The sequence below is a fragment of the Blastococcus sp. SYSU D00868 genome (assembly GCF_054050575.1).
In genome coordinates this window covers 139,838-157,319 of sequence record NZ_JBJGZO010000004.1, presented here as the reverse complement: position 1 = coordinate 157,319, position 17,482 = coordinate 139,838, and the positions used below count along the sequence as shown (strand labels likewise).

The following is a 17,482-nucleotide window of genomic DNA, read 5'->3' as shown; positions in this document are numbered from 1 at the left end:
AGGTCCGGGACGTCGGGGTGACGTCGCTGGAGGAACGGTGCGACCGGGGCCTTGCCGGGGTGTTGAGCCCGCCCTGAGCCCGGACCTTGAGGACCGCTTGACGCCTCAGGCGGCGGGGTGCGGGCTGACGAACAGGCCGGTGGGGTCGACGCGGCGCCGGATCGCCGACAGCCGGGCGTGGACGCCCGGCGGGAAGACCTTCCGGGTGTCGGTGCGGTCGTCGAGCATCGGCAGGTAGCGGCGGCCGGTCGCCCACGGCTCGAGCGCCGCGAGGAACCGCGCGGCGGCCTCCCGCTGGCGGGCCCAGTCGTCGGGCCCGCCCTCGAAGCCGAGGCCGAGGGCGAGGAACTGCCCGTCGAGGGAGGCGAGCGCGCCCCCGTCCGGGTCCGGGCGGGCCAGCACGCCGCCGAGCTGGCGCAGCTCGGCCGCGGCCAGGCCGCTGCCCGGGCCCACGGCCGCGACCACGGCGGCCAGGGCGGCGTCGGGCAGCCCGCCGAGCAGGGTGCTGCTGGCGTAGGCCGGGGTCGGCCCCTCCGGCTCCAGGTGCAGCCGGACGAGCGACGCGGCCGGCACCCGCGCGACGGTGTCGACCTCGGGGCGCAGCGCCCGCAGCGGGGCGAGGACCTCGGCGGCGGTGGCGTCGTCGCCGAGCACCGCCCCGTCGACCATCGCCAGCCGGCGGCCGCGCAGCTGCGCCGGCACGGCGTCGGAGGCGGGCAGGTCCAGCACCCGGAACGACGTCGTCGCCGCGACCGGTGCCTGCGCGCACCACCGCACCCAGGCGGGCAGCACCCGCTCGACCTCCGCGGCGTCCCAGGTCAGGTGGCCGGCGACCACGGTCTCCAGCGGGAGCAGGTCGAACTCCAGCGCCGTGACCACGCCGAGGGGGGCCGCGCCGCCGCGCAGGGCCCAGAACAGGTCGGCCTCGCGATCGGCGGTGGCACGGACCCAGGTGCCGTCGGCGAGGACCAGCTCGACCGCGGTGACGGCGTTGCACTGCAGGCCCAGCGCGCGGGCGTACCAGCCGATGCCGCCGCCCAGGCTGTAGCCGACGACGCCGACGTCCGGCGAGGACGGGTGGCGGGCGGCCAGCCCCTCCCGGCCGGCGGCGTCGGCGACGTCGCCCCAGAGCACCCCGGCGCCGACGCGGGCCGTGCGCCGCCCGTCGTCCACCGACAGCTCGGTCATCGCCGCGGTGCGCAGCAGCACGGCCTCGGCCAGGTGCCCCTGCAGCGGCGGCGCGCCGTGCCCGGTGCCCTGCGGGGCCACGGACAGGCCCGCGGCGGCGGCGGTGCGCAGCACCTCGGCGACCTCGTCGGGGAAGGCCGGGTAGGCGACGGCCGCCGGGCGGTCGGCCCCCTGCAGGTTCCACGGCGAGCGGGCCAGGTCGTAGGCCGGGTCGCCGGGCAGGTGCACCGATCCGCCGCACAGCCCGCGCAGCGCCTCGGCGCGCACGGCGGCGGGGGTGGGCATCTGCTGGGCGGTCACCGGTCGCCTCCCCTCAGCGGTGTCCCACGGTCCGTCGGCGGACTTGAGGAGAACCTGAGACGGTCCCCCTCGGCGCCGGCCAGCACGGCGTGCACGGTGCCCGGCTCCAGGAACAGCCGCTGGGCGACCTCGCGGGCGCCGAGCCCCCCGGCGGCCAGGTCGAGGATGCGCCGCTCGGTGGCCGACAGCCGCGGGCACTCCCCCGCCGGCTCGTCGGCCAGCCCGCGCGCGGTGAGCGCCGCGCGGACGCGGGCCCCGACGCCCGCGGCGCCGGCCTCGGCGGCCGCCGCGGCGGCCGCGCGCAGCAGCGGGACGGCCTCGTCGTCGGGCAGCGCCGGGTCGGCGCCCAGCGCGCAGCGGGCGCGGGCGAGCTCCACCGCCGCGGACGTCGGCGCCAGCAGCTCCACCGCCTCGCGCAGGTCGTCCAGGCCCGGCCGGCCGCGCAGCCCGCCGCGCAGCCGGAGGGCGGCGCCGAGCGCGACCGGCGCGCCCCAGCGGCGCAGCAGCCGCACCTCCTCGTCCATCAGCGCCACCGCCTCGTCCGGGCGGCCGAGGCCGGCCAGCGCCCGGGCCCCGGTGCTCCGCCACGGGTGCCAGGCCGGGTTGGGCACCGGCACCGGCGCGGGGATCCGGACGACGGCGGCCAGCGCCTCCTCGTACCGCCCCTCGGCGACCAGCAGCCGGGCGGCGGCGTGCTCGAGCAGGCGCCCGCCCTCGCCCGGGTGCGGCGCGGCCAGCCCGGCGTCGGCGCTCCGGCGCGCGGCGGCGAGGTCTCCCCGGTCGAGGTGGCAGGCGACCGCGAAGGCCCGCGTGTAGGGGTCGCCGATGTGGCCGTGGCCCCAGATCCGGCCCTGGTCGAACGCCACCCGCAGCGAGGACAGCGCCTCGTCGAGCTCGCCGCGCCGCCAGTGCCAGAAGCCCTGCCACAGGTTCACCGCGTGGACGGCGAACACCGAACCGCGCTGGTGGGCGAAGGTGCGCGCCCGCTGCCAGAAGTCCCCGAGGTCCTCGTCGGCGACGACCAGGGTGACGGCGGCGACCACCCAGAGCAGCCCGCTGTCGGCCTCCCACAGCCGGTCGCCGGCCAGCGCGGCGCGGGCGAGCGCGACGGCGCGCTCCCGGTCGTGGCCGGCCAGCATGGTCTCGAAGGCCAGCGTGGCGGCCAGCATGCGGGCGCCGTCGCCGTCCCCGGCCGGCAGCGGGTGCGGGTCGGACAGCCAGGTCGACGGGTCGATGCCGTGCATGAAGCCGCTCATCCGCTCGAGCGCGGTGAGGGCCTGCCGGCAGTCGGTCAGCTCCGGGGGCACCGCGCGGCCGGCCGCGCGGGCGAAGGCCGTGGCCACCCCGGGCGGCGCGGCGAAGATCTGGATGTGCGCGATGAGCACCGCCAGCCGGGCCCGCTCCGCCGGGTCCTCGAGCAGCGCGTGGGCCTGCAGCAGGTGCTCGCTGCTCGCGGCGCCGTCCACCCGTGACTCCACCGTGCCGAGCTCGACGAGCACCTCGGCCCGGGCGGCGGCCGGCGGCGGCTCGGCCAGCGCCCGGCGCAGCAGGGTGACGGCGCTGTCGGCGTCGCCGCGGTCGGCGGCGACGCGCGCGGCCCGGCGCAGCACGCCGGTCGTCGCCGGGTCGCCGCGCGGCGGGGCGAGCAGCAGGTGCGCGGCGACCTGCTCGTCGCCGGCGCCGGCCGCGCGCAGCAGCCGCGCCGCCTCCTCGTGCTGCAGGCCGCGCGCGGCGGCCGGCACGTCGTGGTGGACGGCGTCGCGGACCAGCGGGTGGACGAACGCCACGGGATGCGCGTCGGCGAGGACCTCGGCGCGGGCGAGCACCGCCAGGGCCGCCGCGGTGCGCCCCTCCGGCAGCCCGGCCAGCCCGGCGAGGACCGGCAGCGGCGCGCCGTCGCCGAGCACCGCGGCGGCGCGGGCCACGGTCCGCACCTCCTCGGGGAGCCGGCGCAGCCGCAGCAGCACCATGCTCGACACCGCGCGGGAGCCGACCGCCACGACGGTGTCCGCGTGCGCGGCGTCCGGCCGGACGCCGTCGACCTCCAGCCCCCGGAGCAGCTGGCGCAGCAGCAGCGGGTTGCCTGCCGTGGTGCGCTCGCAGGCGCGGGCGAACAGCGGCGAGACCGGCTGCGCCAGCCGCTGCTCCACCAGCCGGGCGACCGCCTCCGCCGACAGCGGCGCGGGGCGCAGCACGACGGCCGCCGGGTCCAGCGCCAGCTCGGCGAGCAGCTCGTCGTCCCCGGTCGGGTCGCCGGTGCGGACGGTGGCCGCGACCAGCACCGGGACGGCGTCCATGTGGCGGACCAGGTAGGCCAGGGCGCGCAGCGAGGCGGGGTCGCACCACTGCAGGTCGTCGACGGCCAGGACCAGCGGGCCGGCGGCGCTGAGCTCGACCGCCAGCCAGTACAGGCCGTGCAGGACGGCGAAGGTGCCGTCGGGGCACTCCCCCGGCGCGAGGTCGAACACCGCCCGGGCCGGTGCGGCCGCACCGCCGAGCAGCGCCTTCCGCCGCTCGGGCGCGGTCAGCAGCGGCTCGAACAGCTGCCGGACCACCCCGAACCCGAACGACCGCTCGAGCTGGCTGCCCCGCGCCGAGAGCACCCGCACCGAGCGGTCCGCGGCCAGCCGGCGGACCTCGGCCAGCAGCCGGCTCTTGCCGATGCCGGCCGGGCCCTCGACGAGCAGCAGCCCCGGCCGGCCGTCGGCGAGGTCGTCGAGGACCCCGCGGACGGCGGCCAGCTCCCGGTCCCGCTCGGCCAGGTCGTCGCCGCCCGAGCCGGTCGGCCGGGGCGCGGCGGCCGGCTGTGGCGGGGCGGGTGCCGGCGCGCGTGGCGGGGCGGTTACGGCCGCGGCCCGCGGGGCGGCGGGGAGGTCGTCGGCCGGCGGGCGCGGGGCCGGCGGCGCCCGCAGGGACGGCGCCTGGGCCAGCACGTCGTCCTCGAGCGCGCGCAGCGCGGGCCCGGGGTCGATCCCCAGCTCCTCGGCCAGCACGGCGCGGGCCCGGCGCAGCGCGGCGAGCGCGTCGGCCTGCCGGCCGCAGCGGTAGAGGGCCAGGGCCAGCAGCCGCCAGCGCTCCTCGCGCAGCGGCTCGTCGGCGACCAGCGCCTCCAGGTCCGGCACGAGCATCGCCGCCTCGCCGAGGTCCAGCCGGGCGGCGACCAGCCGCTCCCGGGCGGTGGCCCGCAGCCCGGCGAGGCGGGCGGCCTCCGGCTGGGCCCACGCCGCGTCGGCGTACTCGGCCAGCGCCGGGCCGCGCCACAGCGCCAACGCGTCCGCCAGCAGCGCGGCCGCCCGCTCCGGCGGCGCCCCGGACGCCTGCTGCAGCAGCCGCTCGAACCGCCAGGAGTCCACGGCCTCGGGCGGCAGCCGGACGGCGTACCCGGGCCGCTCCCGCACGATCACCGCCGACCGGGTGCGGGCGGCGCTGCCCGGCTCCAGGCGGCGGCGCAGGTGGGAGACGTAGGACTGCAGCGCGCCCGCCGCGTCGCCCGGCGGCCGCTCGCCCCACACGGACTCCACCAGCCGGTCGGCCGGCACGACCTCGCCGCGGGCCAGGACGAGCAGGGCGAGGACGGCGCGCTGCCGGGGCCCGCCCAGGTCGAGGGGCTCGCCGTCGCAGGTGGCGGTGAGCTGTCCCAGGAGACCGATCCGGAGCTGTGCGGTCACCACCCCTCCTCGCCGACGGCGAACGTAGACGAGCCGCGGCCCCGGGGACACCCCCACGGCCGTCAACCGGTGTTGACACGACCCGGCGACGCAACTTAGGTTGACGGCATGGCTGACACGGCAGCGGTGGCCACGGCGGCCGCCGACGACGACCCCGCGGTGGGCCTGCGCGCCGTCCGGTCGCTCCGCGTGCTGGTGGAGCGGCTGGAGGCCCTGCAGGTGGGCAAGGCCCGCGACCGCGGCTGGACCTGGGAGCAGATCGCCCAGTTGCTGGGCGTGAGCCGGCAGGCCGTCCACAAGAAGCACGCGCGCGGCCGCGGGCCGCTCCGGCGGAGGGACTGACCGATGTTCGAGCGATTCACCGCCGAGGCGCGGGAGACCGTGGTGCAGGCGCAGGCCGAGGCCCGGCGGCTGCACAGCGGCCGGATCGGCACCGAGCACCTGCTGCTGGCCCTGCTCGGGCGGCAGACGCCGACCGCCGCGGTGCTGGCGCGGCACGGGCTGACCCGGGAGACCGTCACCGCGGCGGTGACCGCGTTGGTCGGCGACGAGCTGGACGCCGACGCGCTCGGCACGCTGGGCATCGACCTCGACGCCGTGCGGGCGCGGGTCGAGGCGGCGTTCGGGGCGGGCGCGCTGGACGGCGGCCCCGCGCCCGGCCGGCCGGGTCGGCACGTCCCGTTCGGCCCGCGGGCGAAGAAGGTGCTGGAGCTGTCGCTGCGGGAGACGCTGGCGATGCGGCAGAAGACGATCACCGACGGCCACATCGCCCTCGGCCTCGTCCGCGAGGGTCAGGGGGTGGCCATGAAGGTGGTCGCCGACCTCGGCATCGACCCGGCGGCGCTGCGGCGGGACGTCACGGCGGCGATCGGCGGCTGATCCGCCCCGTTCCGTCCCCCGCCGCTGGCACGGTGGGCGGATGGAGATCCTGTTCGTCGCGAGCGTGAGCGTCATCGCGCCGGATCCACCGGCCAGCCGGCGCCTGTACGTCGACGCCCTGGGTCTGCCGCTGGAGCGGCTGGAGGGCGACTACTGGGCCAGCGAGCACGTCGAGGGCAGCCGGCACTTCGGCGTGTGGCCGCTGTCCGAGGCGGCCACGGCCTGCTTCGGGTCGGCGGCCTGGCCGGCCGGGCGCCCGGTCCCGCAGGCGAGCGTGGAGTTCGAGGTCGCCGACGCCGAGGCGGTGGCGGCCGGGGCCGAGGCGGTGGCGGCCGGGGCCGCGGAGCTGGAGGCGGCCGGCCACGCGCTGCTGCACGGGGCGCGCACCGAGCCGTGGGGGCAGACGGTGGCCCGGCTGCAGTCCCCGGAGGGGCTGGTCGTCGGGCTGTCGTACGCGCCCTGGCTGCACTGAGGCCCCGGCGTCAGCCGGCGGTGGTGAGCCGCCGCTCGATGCGGGCGGCGATCCGCGCGCGGGTCCGTTCCGGCAGGGTGGCCAGGGCCGGCGCCAGCTCGGGCAGCCGGTGCTTCTGGGTCGTGTAGGCGCGGAACGCCGTCCCCACCGTCACGCCGTGCTCGGGGCGGTCGACGACCTCGACGAGGTCGGCGGCGCCGACGTCCCCGGCCTCCAGGACCCGCAGGTAGGCCCCCGGCGCGCCCTGCACCGTGAAGCGCCGGACCAGCCGCGGCACGCCCCAGAACCGCTCGAAGTTGGCGCAGGGGATGCGGCAGTCGGTCACCTGCAGCAGCGCCGTGCCGACCCGCCAGCGCTCCCCCAGGACGGCGCCGGTGAGGTCCAGCCCGGCGGTGCGCAGGTTCTCCCCGAACCGGCCGGCGGGCAGGTCACGGTCGAGCTCGGCGGCCCACCAGTCGGCGTCCTCCTGCGCGTAGGCGTAGACCGCCTGCCCCTCGCCGCCGTGGTAGCGGCGGTTGACCTGCACGTCGCCGTCCAGGCCGAGGGCGTGGACGGCGACCCGACCGGTGGCCGGGCGCTTGTCGATGCCGGTGCGCTGCGGCTTGCGGTCGGGGACGGACGGGAGGTCGGTGCCGGACACGCAGACGGCCTCGAGCCGGCCCGTCACTTCTTGGAGGCGGTGGACTCGTTGGTGGAGAGCGCGGCGACGAAGGCCTCCTGGGGGACCTCGACGCGGCCCACCATCTTCATCCGCTTCTTGCCCTCCTTCTGCTTCTCCAGCAGCTTCCGCTTGCGGGTGATGTCACCGCCGTAGCACTTGGCGAGGACGTCCTTGCGGATGGCGCGCACCGTCTCGCGGGCGATGACCCGGGAGCCGACGGCCGCCTGGATGGGCACCTCGAACTGCTGCCGCGGGATGAGCTCGCGCAGCTTGCCGGCCATCATCACGCCGTAGCTGTACGCCTTGTCCTTGTGGACGATCGCGCTGAACGCGTCCACCGCCTCGCCCTGCAGCAGGATGTCCACCTTGACCAGCGAGGACTCCTGCTCGCCGGCCTCGGCGTAGTCGAGGCTGGCGTAGCCGCGGGTGCGCGACTTCAGGGCGTCGAAGAAGTCGAAGATGATCTCGCCGAGCGGCAGCTTGTAGCGCAGTTCGACCCGGGACTCGCTGAGGTAGTCCATGCCGCCGAGCTGACCTCGGCGGCCCTGGCAGAGCTCCATGATCGTGCCGGTGTAGTCGCTGGGCGCGATGATCGTCGCGTTGACGACGGGCTCGTAGACCGTGTCGATCTTGCCCTCGGGCCAGTCGCTGGGGTTGGTCACGGTGATCTCCGAGCGGTCCTCCATGACCACCCGGTAGACGACGTTCGGCGCGGTGGAGATGAGGCTGATCCCGGCCTCGCGCTCGAGCCGCTCGCGGACGATCTCCAGGTGCAGGAGGCCGAGGAAGCCGACGCGGAAGCCGAAACCCAGCGCCGCGGAGGTCTCCGGCTCGTAGGTCAGGGCGGCGTCGTTGAGCAGCAGCTTGTCCAGCGCCTCCCGCAGCAGCGGGTACTCGCTGCCGTCGATCGGGTACAGGCCGGAGTAGACCATCGGCTTGGGGTCGCTGTAGCCGCCGATCGGCTCGCCGGCCGGCTTGTGCTGCAGGGTGACGGTGTCGCCGACCCGGGACTGGCGGACGTCCTTCACCCCGGTGATGAAGTAGCCGACCTCGCCGACGCCGAGGCTGTCGACGGGCTTGGGCTCCGGGGAGATGACGCCGATCTCGAGCAGCTCGTGGGTGGCGCCGGTGGACATCATCTTGATCCGCTCGCGGGCGGAGATCCGGCCGTCGACGACCCGCACGTAGGTGATGACGCCGCGGTAGATGTCGTAGACCGAGTCGAAGATCATCGCCCGCGCGGGGGCCTCCGCCTCGCCCTCGGGCGCCGGGATCTGGGCGACGATGGCGTCGAGCAGGGCCGGCACGCCCTCGCCGGTCTTCCCGCTGACCCTGAGGACGTCCTCGGGCTCGCAGCCGATGATGTGCGCCAGCTCCGCGGCGTACTTCTCCGGCTGCGCGGCGGGCAGGTCGATCTTGTTGAGCACCGGGATGATCGTGAGGTCGTTCTCCAGCGCCAGGTACAGGTTGGCCAGCGTCTGGGCCTCGATGCCCTGGGCGGCGTCGACCAGCAGGACGGCGCCCTCGCAGGCGGCCAGCGAGCGGGACACCTCGTAGGTGAAGTCGACGTGGCCGGGGGTGTCGATCATGTCGAGCACGTACTCGGTGCCGTCGACGGTCCACGGCAGCCGCACGTTCTGGGCCTTGATCGTGATGCCGCGCTCGCGCTCGATGTCCATGCGGTCGAGGTACTGGGCGCGCATCTGCCGTGCCTCGATGATCCCGGTGACCTCGAGCATCCGGTCGGCCAACGTCGACTTGCCGTGGTCGATGTGGGCGATGATGCAGAAGTTCCGGATGCGGGCCGGGTCGGTGGCAGCAGGAGTCGTCACAGTGCTGCCCATCGTCCCATGCCCGGGCGGGGTCGCGAGCGCCTTCCCGGGGCGCGCCGTCCGGCGGGGCCGGTCAGCGACGTCGACCACGTGGTGTGGGACCGGCTCGTCGACGCTGGTATCTTGATAGGCCGGTCCGTGATCGCAGGCTGTGGAGCCCGTGTCCGGACGCACTGTCAGAACTCCCTCCAGCGAGACACCGAGGCTCACGCGTGGCGAACATCAAGTCCCAGATGAAGCGGATCAAGACCAACGAGAAGGCGCGGCAGCGCAACGTCGCGGTCAAGTCCGCCCTCAAGACGGCCGTCCGGCGCTTCCGCACCGCTGCCGACGCCGGGGACGCGGCGGCGGCCTCCGCGGCGCTGCAGAACGCCAGCAAGCTGCTGGACAAGGCCGCCAGCAAGGGCGTCATCCACAAGAACCAGGCCGCCAACCGGAAGTCCGGCATGGCCAAGCAGGTGGCCGGCCTCCAGGGCTGACCCGCACGCTCCCGACGAGCCCTCTCCCGCCGCGCGGGAGGGGGCTCGTCGCATGTGGGGGATGCCGGCGCCGCGCCGGGGTCCTCGCCCGGGTCCTCGCCCGGGTCCTCGCCCGGGTCCTCGCCGCCGCGCCGCAGGCCGTGGGAGGGCGCCCGGTGCCCCTGCCCGGCGGGCTCAGCGGCGGCCGGCGGTGGCGGCGCGGATGCCCACCAGGCGGCGCACCGCACGCTCCAGCGCGTAGTCCGCGCTGGCCGCCGCGCCCTTGACGTCGGCGTTGAGCGCGGCGGTGACCGCGACGGCCTGCTGCAGCCCGTCGATCGACCAGCCACGGGCGTGCTTGAGCCCGTCCTCGGCCTTCCGCTTGGGCCACTTGAAGGTCCGCATGAGCTCGCCGTAGGACCGCACGTTGACCGCCTTCGCGCGTGCCGCGGTCCGCACGGCCTCCGCCAGGGCATCGGCGATGAGGACGTGCGGCACGCCGCCGTCCAGCGCCCAACGCAGCACCTCGATCGAGCCGGCGCTGTCACCGGACATGGCCCGGTCCGCCACCGCGAACCCGTTGGCCTCCGCCTGGCCCCGGTGGAAGCGGGCGACGGCGTCGGCGTCGACGTTGCCCTCGAAGTCGGACACCAACTGGCTGGCCGCGGACGACAGCTCCCGCAGGTCGTTGCCCACCGCCTCGACCAGCGCCGTCACCGCGTCCGGCGTGATGCGCCCGCCGGCGCGCCGGACCTCGTTCCGGACGAAACCGCCGAGCTCGTTCGGCCACACCTTGGGGCACTCGTCGACGGCGGCGCCCGCCGCCTTGAACGTCTTGAGCAGCGCCTCGTTGCGCTTGCCGCCGTGGTGCACGACGACCAGCGTCAGGTCGGGATCGGGGTCCTTGGCGTAGCCGGTGAGCGCGTCGCACAGCGCCGCGGCTGCCTCGTGCACGCCGGTGACGACCACGAGCCGGTGACCGCCGAACAGCGAGGGCGCCAACACGTCGGCGAGCTCGCCCAGCGCCAACCCGGCGGCGGCGAGCTCGTGCGCCTCGACGTCGGGGTGGCGGGCGAGGACGGCGCCGCGCACGGCGGACAGTGCGCGCCCACGCAGGAGCTCCTCCTCGCCGACCACGACCCGCAGCCGGGAGGTCGGTTCGGGGGGTCGGGCGGCCACACCGGCATGGTGTCACGCCCCGCCGACCGTTCCGGCGCGCCACCGGGACCGCGCCGGTGAGCCCTGTCGCGGGCGGTCCGCTCACCGTCCCCACCCCGGCCGCCGCCCCCTCGCTGTCGACGCCGCGCGGGACCACGGCCCAGTCCTCCGCCGTCCCGGTCACCGCGACGTCGCCGGAGCGGTCGGTGCGGTAGACCCGCATGCCCTCGCGCGCGAGCCAGGTGAGCAGCCGCCGGGTGGGGTGGCCGTAGGTGTTGTCAGCGCCGACGGACACGATGGCGACCCGGGCGCCGCTGGCCGCGAGGAAGTCCGGGTCGTTGTCCGCGCTGCCGTGGTGGGGCACCTTCAGCACGTCGGCCCGCAGGTCCACGCCGCGGCCCAGGAGCCGCTGCTCCGCCTCGGCGCCGAGGTCGCCGGTGAGCAGGATCCGCAGGCCCCGCACCGTGATGCGCGCGACCACTGACAGGTCGTTCGGCTCGGCGGCGCGGGTGGCGATCTCCGGTGCCGGCGCCAGCACGTCGACCGTCGCGGGCCCGACCCGGCGCCGGTCGCCCGGCGCCAGCACCACCTGCTGGGCGCCCGTGCCGCGCAGCGTCCGCGTCAGCGTCCGGACGCGGTCGTCGGCGGGCGAGAGGGTGCCGGTCGCCACCACGCCGATCTCCCGGCCGCTGAGCGCTCCCGCCAGCCCGCCCACGTGGTCGGCGTCGAGGTGGGAGAGCAGGACCAACGGCAGCCGGTCGATGCCCAGGCGGTCCAGGCAGCGGTCCACGGGGCCGACGTCGGGGCCGGCGTCGACGAGCACCCCCTCCCCCGGTCCGGTCGGGACGACCAGCGCGTCCCCCTGCCCCACGTCGCAGGCGACCAGCACGGCGCCGCCCGGCGGCCAGCCGCGGGTGACCTGGCGCAGCGGCCAGCCGAGCACCACCACGCCCACGGCCAGCGCCAGCGCCAGGGCGCGCAGCCGCGGCCAGCGCCACAGCGCCAGGGCCCCGGCGACCAGCAGCGCCGTCAGGACCAGGGCACCGCCCGTGCCGGCCGGCCAGGCGGCGCCCGCGTCGGGCAGGCCGGCCGCCGACCGCGCCACGAGCACCAGCCACCGGACCGGCCAGCCCGCCAGCCAGGTGAGGCCGTCGGCCAGCGGCGCCGCCACCGGACCGGCCACGGCCGCCAGCAGCCCGAGCACCGTCACCGGCGCGACTGCGGGGGCCGCCACCAGGTTCGCGGGCAACGACACCAGGCTCACCAGGCCGGAGAGACCGGCGACCAGCGGCGCGGTCGCCAGGCCGGCGGCGGCGCTCACGGCGACCGCCTCGGCGAGCAGCCGGGGCCAGCCCCGGGCGCGCAGGCGCCGCGCCCACCCGGGTGCCGCCAGCACGATGGCCGCGGTGGCCGCGACGGACAGGGCGAAGCCGGCGTCCCGCGCCAGCCGCGGGTCCATGAGGACCAGTACGACCACGGACCCGCACAGCGCCGGCACGGCCGCCCGTGTCCGGCCCGACGCGAGGGCGAGCAGCGAGACCGCCCCCATCGCCGCGGCGCGCAGCACGCTAGCCGTGGGCCGGGCCAGCAGGACGAAGCCGACGAGCGCGACCACGGCGACCAGCGCCTGGATGCGGCGGTCCACGGCGCGGCGGCGCAGTGGCGCGAGCACGCCGCTGAGCAGGATCGCCACGTTGGCGCCAGACACCGCCGTCAGGTGCGCGAGACCGGCCCGCCGGAAGTCCTCCTCCAGCACCGGGTCCATCCCGCTGGTGTCGCCGACGACCAGGCCTGGCAGGAGCCCGGCCGGCAGGGGGTCCAGCACCCGCTGCGCCGACGCGGCCAGCGCCGCACGCAGGTCGCCGGCGGCGCGCTGGGTCCACGGCGGCTCGCCGCGCACGTCGGGCGGCCCGCGGGCCGACACCCGGGCCACGACCCCGTCGGCCGGATCCGCCGCGGACACGACGGCACGGACGCGGACGGCCTGACCGGGGAGCAACCGCTCCCAACCCTCCGCCGGGGCGAAGACGACCACCCGGTCGTCGACCGCGACCGTCGCCGGTCCGACGGTCAGCCGCGTGGCCGTCGCATCGAGCACCACCCGCGGTGCACCGACCCCGGGGATCCGCCGGGGATCGCTGTCGGCCTCGAGCTCGAGCTCGACGGTCCGACCGGCGAGTGCTGCCCCGGTGAGGGGCGAGCCCTCGCGGGTCCAGGACCGCACGGCTGCCGTGGCCGCCGCCAGCACCAGGGCCGCCAGGACCGCGGCGAGCACCAGCGCGCGTCCCGACCGGGACCGGCGTGCCAGGGCGACGGCCGCCGCGGCGGCCGTGCAGGCGACCGCGGCGAGCAGGGGCCACGGGACGAACGGCGCGGCCAGGGTCGTAGCCCAGACGACCACCGCGGCCGGGGCCAGCCGCAGGTCGGTCCACGTCCACCGGCGGTCGATCCGGACGGGCGCCCGGCTCACACCGCCACCAGGTCGGCGAGCTCGTCGAAGGTGGCCGGTCCGATGCCCGGGACGTCGTCCAGCTGCTCCACGGCGGTGAACGGTCCGTTGCGCGTGCGGTGGTCGACGATGCGCTGGGCCAGCACGGGGCCGATGCCGGGCAGCGCGTCCAGTTCGGCGACGGTCGCGCTGTTCAGCAGCACCCGGCCGCCCGCCGCCGGGGTGGAGCCGCCGACCGCCGCGCCTCCGGCCGACGCGCCCGCACCCGGGATGCCGACCGCGATCTGCTGCCCGTCGGTCACGACCGCCGCCAGGTTGACCGCGGCCGGGTCGGCGCCGGGCAGCAACCCGCCGGCGGCGGCCACGGCGTCGGCCACGCGGGAGCCCTCGGGCAGCGCGACGAGACCGGGCCGGGCGACCTGGCCCACCACCGACACCGTGACGGTGGGCGCGGTGTCGGCGGCGGTGCCCACCGACGGCGAGGCCGGAGCCGGAGCGCTCGTGCCCGCCGGCACGGGCTCCACCGGCTGCGCGCGGGGCCGGTCCACCCAGGTCCAGCCGACCAGGAGCAGGGCACCGAGCACCCCGGCCAGCACGAGGGCCCGGACGCTGCTCCGCCCGGGGACGACCCGCACCGCCTGTCCGGGTGCCCGGTGCCGCCCGATGCCGGTGGGGAGCCCGCCGTCGTCCTCGCGGGCCGGCTCGACGGGCAGCTGCGGTGGACGGCGGGGCACCGGGGTGCGCCCGAGGTCCTCGTCCCGCTCCTCGTCCGGGGCGTCCAGCGCGTCCGGCAGGTCGTCGGGTAGCCAGCCGCTGCCGCGTCGTCCCTCGTCGAGGAGCGCCCGCAGGCGGGCGCGGATCACGTCGGCGTCGTCGACACGACGGGAGGAGAGGCGCACCCGGCGGACGCTAGGAAGCGCTCGGCAGCGGGGACCCCGCCGCGACGGATCTGTGGATCCACCCGCTGCCTGTGGACGGCCGGCCCGGTGCCGTCGGCCGGCGGGTGCAGGGTCACGCCGTGCCGATCACCCGCTCAGCGCGTCGCGTCCTCGCCGTCCCCGTCCGTGCCGTCGTCCGTGTCCTCGGCGTCCCCGCGGCCGTCGTCCGCGGGGTCCTCGGTCTCGGGTCGCGGCGAGACGACGACGCCCACCGCGCCGGGTCCGACGTGGGCGCCGATCGCCGCGCCGAGCTCGCTCACCAGCAGGTCCCCCACCTGCGGCACGGCCTCGCGCAGGTCGGTCGCGAGCCGCTGGGCCCGGTCGGGCGCGGCCAGGTGGTGGACGGCGAGGTCGACCGGCCGCCCGGCGGCGGTCTCGGCCACCCGCTGGACGAGGCGGGACAGTGCCCGCGCCGAGGTGCGGACCTTCTCCAGCGGCAGGACCCGGCCGTCGGCGACGTGCAGGACGGGCTTCACCGCGAGCGCGGTCCCCAGCACGGAGGCCGCGGAGCCGATCCGGCCCCCGCGGCGCAGGTGCTCGAGGGTGTCGACCACGAACAGGGTGCGCGTGCCGGCCGCGGTGGTCCGGGCGGCGTCGGCGACGGCCGCCGCGTCCTCTCCCGCCTGCGCCGCGCGGACGGCGGCGAGCACGGCGAAGCCGGTCCCCATCGCGGCCGAGCGGGAGTCGATGACGGTGACCAGGTGCTCGCCCACCTGCGCAGCGGCCAGCCGGGCGGCGTCCCAGGTGCCCGACAGCTCGGCGGACAGGTGGACGGAGACGACCCGGTCGGCGCCGGCGTCCAGGCACCGCCGGTAGGCGGCGACGAAGTCTCCGGTGGTGGGCCGCGACGTCGAGACCTGCTGCCGGCGGGTGGTCAGGGCGCGCGCCACGTCCTGCGGCGAGATGTCGGCGCCCTCGCGACCGGAGCGCCCGGCCAGCACGACGTACAGCGGGACGACCTCGATGCCGTGTCGCTGCACCAGCTCGGTCGGCAGGTAGGCCGTGGAGTCGGTGACCACGGCGACTGGCATCCCGCGAGGCTAGCCCGCCCGGCGGGCAGCTCCTCCGGGTCACCGCGCGGAGCACGCGATCAGGCGACGGCGTCGGCGTCCTCGGCCGGAGGCGGCGCGTCGTCCGGGGTACCGCTGCCCGCGGCACCCGCCTGCCGCAGCACCGACTCGTCCGCGGGCGGAGTCCAGTTGTGCCGGAGCACCCGCCACCGGGGCCCCTGCGGAGCGAGCTCGCTCCAGGCACAGTTGCCCAGCGGCCCGAACACCCGGCGGTTCTCCGGGCCGAGCTCGAGCAGCGCCTCCAGCAGCCGGCCGCTCGTCCCGCCGTGGGTCACCAGCACGGCGACCCGGGCCGGCGGCAGCTCGCGCACCAGCGACAGGGCGCGGGCCGCCACCGCCGCCGGCTCCTCGCCGCCCCGGTCGCGCACCGGGCGGCCGGCGAGCCAGTCGGCGTACTGCTCGGGGTGCCGTGCGGCCACCTCGTCCCGGGTGAGCCCCTCCCAGCGCCCCAGGCCGTGCTCGCGCAGCCGGACGTCCACCGCCGGGGTCAGCCCCAGCAGCCCGGTCAGCGCGGTGGCGGTCTGCACCGCACGGCTGAGGTCGCTGGAGACCACCACCGTGTCCTCGGCGGTCAGGCCGAGGGCGGCCACGAGGTGGACGGCGGCCACGGCGGCCTGGTGCCGGCCCCGGGCGTCCAGCGGCGGGTCCTGCTGGCCCTGGAACCGTCCCTCGGCGTTCCACTCGGTGCGCCCGTGCCGCCAGAGGACGAGCCGGTCGACTTGCGCCGGCAACGCGGGCGCGGCGCTCACCGGCCGGGAGCCGCGGGCGACGCGGGGTCCTCCCCGTCGGCCGCCGGGGGCTCGGGGGCCAGCGAGGCCGGGTCGGCGCTGCCGGGGTCGACGTCGTCGGCGGAGAGCGTCCCGCCGCCCCTCGCCGCAGGCGGGGACGCCCCGTCGGGCTGCGGGGGTGCGTCGCGGTCGACGAAGGGGATCGTCGGGCAGTCCTTCCAGAGCCGCTCGAGGGCGTAGTAGGCGCGCTCCTCGGTGTGCTGGACGTGCACGACGACGTCGACGAAGTCCAGCAGCACCCAGCGCGACTCGGCCACGCCCTCGCGGCGGACGGGCTTGACGCCGTGCCGGCGCAGCCGCTCCTCGACCTCGTCGACGATCGCCTGCACCTGCCGCTCGTTCGGCGCCGACGCGAGCACGAACGCGTCGGTGATGGCCAACCGGTCGCTGACGTCGACGATGGAGACATCGGTGGCGAGCTTGTCCGCCGCGGCCTGTGCGGCCAGCTGAGCGGTCTCCCGCGCCTCGACCGAGGCGGTCATCGGGGTACCTCCTGAGTTCCGGGTGCCGGCGCTGCGCCGGCGGCAGGGGCGGCAGGTGTGCCGCCGGGTGGGGGCCGGTCGTAGGTCGGCCGGTCCCCCGACGCGGTCGGCCGCCCGTCGCCGGCCGTCCTGGCCCGCGGGGACGACCGGTACAGGCCGCGCTTCTCGATGTACTGGACGACGCCGTCGGGGACGAGGTACCAGACGGGCATGCCGCGGCCGACCCGGTCGCGGCAGTCGGTGGAGCTGATCGCCAGCGCCGGCACCTCGACCAGGCTGACGGTGCCCTGCGGCAGGTGGCCGTCGGCGAGCTGGAACCCCGGGCGGGTGACCCCGATGAAGTGGGCCAGCTCGAGGAACCGGTCGCTGTCGCGCCAGCTGAGGATCTGGGCGAGCGCGTCCGCGCCGGTGATGAAGAACAGCTCGGCGTCGGGCCGCTGCGCCTTCAGGTCGGTCAGCGTGTCGATGGTGTAGGTCGGGCCGCCGCGGTCGACGTCGACCCGGCTCACCGAGAACCGGGGATTGGAGGCGGTGGCGATGACGGTCATGAGATAGCGGTCCTCGGCGGGACTGACGACGCGCTCGCTCTTCTGCCACGGCTGCCCGGTGGGGACGAAGACGACCTCGTCCAGGCCGAAGAGTCCGGCGACCTCGCTCGCCGCCACCAGGTGACCGTGGTGGATGGGATCGAACGTCCCACCCATGACACCGACCCGACCACCCGCCACCCGATCGAGCCTAACCGGGCGCCGCCAGCCGGCGGCGTCGAGGCAGGGGAACCGGCGCGAGGAGCTGGACGGAGAGGGCGGAGCGCGGTGCCGAGGAACGACACCGGCGGCGCCGCTCGGCGGGCCGGCCGCCGGAATCGGAGGCGTCCCCCGGCGGTCCGGCCGTGGCGTCCAGCGGGTCCCGCGCGGCGGCCGGGAGGGGAGGCGGCCCGGAGGCGGGGCGGACGCGGGCGGCGTCCGGGGAGGACACGGTGCCGTCCGGAGAGGACACGGTGCCGTCCCGGGGCCGGCCGGACCCGGCCGGCCCCGGACGGAGGTGCCGGGGACCGTCCCCGGCGGGGTCGGGTCACCGCGCGACCGGCTCCCCCGTGCAGCCGGTCACGGCCGGTCCGGCCGCCGTCGCCGGCGGTG

15 protein-coding genes and 1 pseudogene are annotated in these 17,482 nt (G+C 77.4%); 5 read left to right on the top strand and 11 right to left on the bottom strand.

Translation table 11 applies throughout. The features are described from left to right. Nucleotides 1-105: 105 nt before the first annotated feature. Both ACI79F_RS05425 and ACI79F_RS05420 read right to left on the bottom strand, forming a co-directional pair. Nucleotides 106-1,488 carry an FAD-binding oxidoreductase gene (locus ACI79F_RS05425; RefSeq protein ID WP_456543880.1) on the bottom strand — a complete coding sequence of 461 codons (1,383 nt, stop codon included), beginning with the start codon at nucleotides 1,486-1,488 and terminating at the stop codon, nucleotides 106-108. Next, on the bottom strand, nucleotides 1,485-5,156 hold the full coding sequence (locus ACI79F_RS05420) for a BTAD domain-containing putative transcriptional regulator (protein ID WP_456543881.1): 3,672 nt from the start codon (nucleotides 5,154-5,156) through the stop codon (nucleotides 1,485-1,487). The genes ACI79F_RS05425 and ACI79F_RS05420 overlap by 4 nt, the downstream gene beginning before the upstream one ends. Before the next feature lie 108 nt (nucleotides 5,157-5,264). Here ACI79F_RS05420 and ACI79F_RS05415 point away from each other — a divergent pair, with 108 nt between their 5' ends. From ACI79F_RS05415 to ACI79F_RS05405, 3 genes are read left to right on the top strand one after another with little or no spacing between them, the layout of a single operon-like run. Further along, nucleotides 5,265-5,498: a helix-turn-helix domain-containing protein gene (locus ACI79F_RS05415; RefSeq protein WP_456543882.1), complete on the top strand. Its 234-nt coding sequence runs from the start codon at nucleotides 5,265-5,267 to the stop codon at nucleotides 5,496-5,498. A gap of 3 nt (nucleotides 5,499-5,501) precedes the next feature. After that, the gene (locus ACI79F_RS05410) at nucleotides 5,502-6,035 is read left to right on the top strand and encodes a Clp protease N-terminal domain-containing protein (RefSeq protein WP_456543883.1); all 534 of its coding nucleotides are present in this window, start codon (nucleotides 5,502-5,504) and stop codon (nucleotides 6,033-6,035) included. A 40-nt stretch (nucleotides 6,036-6,075) separates the two neighbouring features. Further along, on the top strand, nucleotides 6,076-6,507 hold the full coding sequence (locus ACI79F_RS05405; protein WP_456543884.1) for a VOC family protein: 432 nt from the start codon (nucleotides 6,076-6,078) through the stop codon (nucleotides 6,505-6,507). Between the two features lie 10 nt (nucleotides 6,508-6,517). Here ACI79F_RS05405 and ACI79F_RS05400 read toward each other — a convergent pair whose 3' ends face one another. Both ACI79F_RS05400 and lepA read right to left on the bottom strand, forming a co-directional pair. Next, complete coding sequence (locus ACI79F_RS05400) at nucleotides 6,518-7,147, bottom strand: MOSC domain-containing protein (protein ID WP_456543885.1); 630 nt, start codon at nucleotides 7,145-7,147, stop codon at nucleotides 6,518-6,520. A 23-nt stretch (nucleotides 7,148-7,170) separates the two neighbouring features. Then, nucleotides 7,171-9,012, bottom strand: coding sequence for a translation elongation factor 4 (gene lepA, locus ACI79F_RS05395; RefSeq protein WP_456543886.1), 1,842 nt, complete (start codon nucleotides 9,010-9,012; stop codon nucleotides 7,171-7,173). Nucleotides 9,013-9,212: 200 nt separating this feature from the next. Between lepA and rpsT the strand changes: the two genes are divergently transcribed. Then, the gene (gene rpsT / locus ACI79F_RS05390) at nucleotides 9,213-9,479 is read left to right on the top strand and encodes a 30S ribosomal protein S20 (protein ID WP_456543887.1); all 267 of its coding nucleotides are present in this window, start codon (nucleotides 9,213-9,215) and stop codon (nucleotides 9,477-9,479) included. Nucleotides 9,480-9,653: 174 nt separating this feature from the next. Here rpsT and holA read toward each other — a convergent pair whose 3' ends face one another. Continuing rightward, a complete protein-coding gene (gene holA, locus ACI79F_RS05385) occupies nucleotides 9,654-10,637 on the bottom strand; it encodes a DNA polymerase III subunit delta (RefSeq protein ID WP_456543888.1) in 984 nt (327 codons plus the stop codon). Nucleotides 10,638-10,693: 56 nt separating this feature from the next. On the opposite strand from holA, the gene ACI79F_RS05380 reads away from it, so the two are divergent. Next, a complete protein-coding gene (locus ACI79F_RS05380) occupies nucleotides 10,694-10,831 on the top strand; it encodes a hypothetical protein (protein ID WP_456543889.1) in 138 nt (45 codons plus the stop codon). 137 nt (nucleotides 10,832-10,968) lie between these two features. Here ACI79F_RS05380 and ACI79F_RS05375 read toward each other — a convergent pair. From ACI79F_RS05375 to nadD, 6 genes and pseudogenes are all read right to left on the bottom strand, one after another. Beyond that, nucleotides 10,969-13,017, bottom strand: a pseudogene (locus tag ACI79F_RS05375) (ComEC/Rec2 family competence protein); the annotation flags it as partial. A gap of 65 nt (nucleotides 13,018-13,082) precedes the next feature. Further along, on the bottom strand, nucleotides 13,083-13,964 hold the full coding sequence (locus tag ACI79F_RS05370) for a ComEA family DNA-binding protein (RefSeq protein ID WP_456543890.1): 882 nt from the start codon (nucleotides 13,962-13,964) through the stop codon (nucleotides 13,083-13,085). A gap of 134 nt (nucleotides 13,965-14,098) precedes the next feature. Next, complete coding sequence (locus tag ACI79F_RS05365; RefSeq protein ID WP_456543891.1) at nucleotides 14,099-15,034, bottom strand: DegV family protein; 936 nt, start codon at nucleotides 15,032-15,034, stop codon at nucleotides 14,099-14,101. Between the two features lie 59 nt (nucleotides 15,035-15,093). Then, the gene (locus ACI79F_RS05360; protein ID WP_456543892.1) at nucleotides 15,094-15,822 is read right to left on the bottom strand and encodes a histidine phosphatase family protein; all 729 of its coding nucleotides are present in this window, start codon (nucleotides 15,820-15,822) and stop codon (nucleotides 15,094-15,096) included. Continuing rightward, nucleotides 15,819-16,343 carry a ribosome silencing factor gene (gene rsfS, locus ACI79F_RS05355; protein WP_456543893.1) on the bottom strand — a complete coding sequence of 175 codons (525 nt, stop codon included), beginning with the start codon at nucleotides 16,341-16,343 and terminating at the stop codon, nucleotides 15,819-15,821. The genes ACI79F_RS05360 and rsfS overlap by 4 nt, the downstream gene beginning before the upstream one ends. Beyond that, nucleotides 16,340-17,008: a nicotinate-nucleotide adenylyltransferase gene (nadD, locus tag ACI79F_RS05350; protein ID WP_456543894.1), complete on the bottom strand. Its 669-nt coding sequence runs from the start codon at nucleotides 17,006-17,008 to the stop codon at nucleotides 16,340-16,342. The genes rsfS and nadD overlap by 4 nt, the downstream gene beginning before the upstream one ends. Between the last annotated feature and the right edge of the window lie 474 nt (nucleotides 17,009-17,482).

Coding starts and splice junctions, on each gene's coding strand:
- ACI79F_RS05415 (WP_456543882.1), top strand. CDS start 5,265: ATGGCTGACACGGCAGCGGTGGCCACGGCGGCCGCCGACGACGACCCC.
- ACI79F_RS05410 (WP_456543883.1), top strand. CDS start 5,502: ATGTTCGAGCGATTCACCGCCGAGGCGCGGGAGACCGTGGTGCAGGCG.
- ACI79F_RS05405 (WP_456543884.1), top strand. CDS start 6,076: ATGGAGATCCTGTTCGTCGCGAGCGTGAGCGTCATCGCGCCGGATCCA.
- lepA (WP_456543886.1), bottom strand. CDS start 9,012: ATGGGCAGCACTGTGACGACTCCTGCTGCCACCGACCCGGCCCGCATC.
- ACI79F_RS05365 (WP_456543891.1), bottom strand. CDS start 15,034: ATGCCAGTCGCCGTGGTCACCGACTCCACGGCCTACCTGCCGACCGAG.
- rsfS (WP_456543893.1), bottom strand. CDS start 16,343: ATGACCGCCTCGGTCGAGGCGCGGGAGACCGCTCAGCTGGCCGCACAG.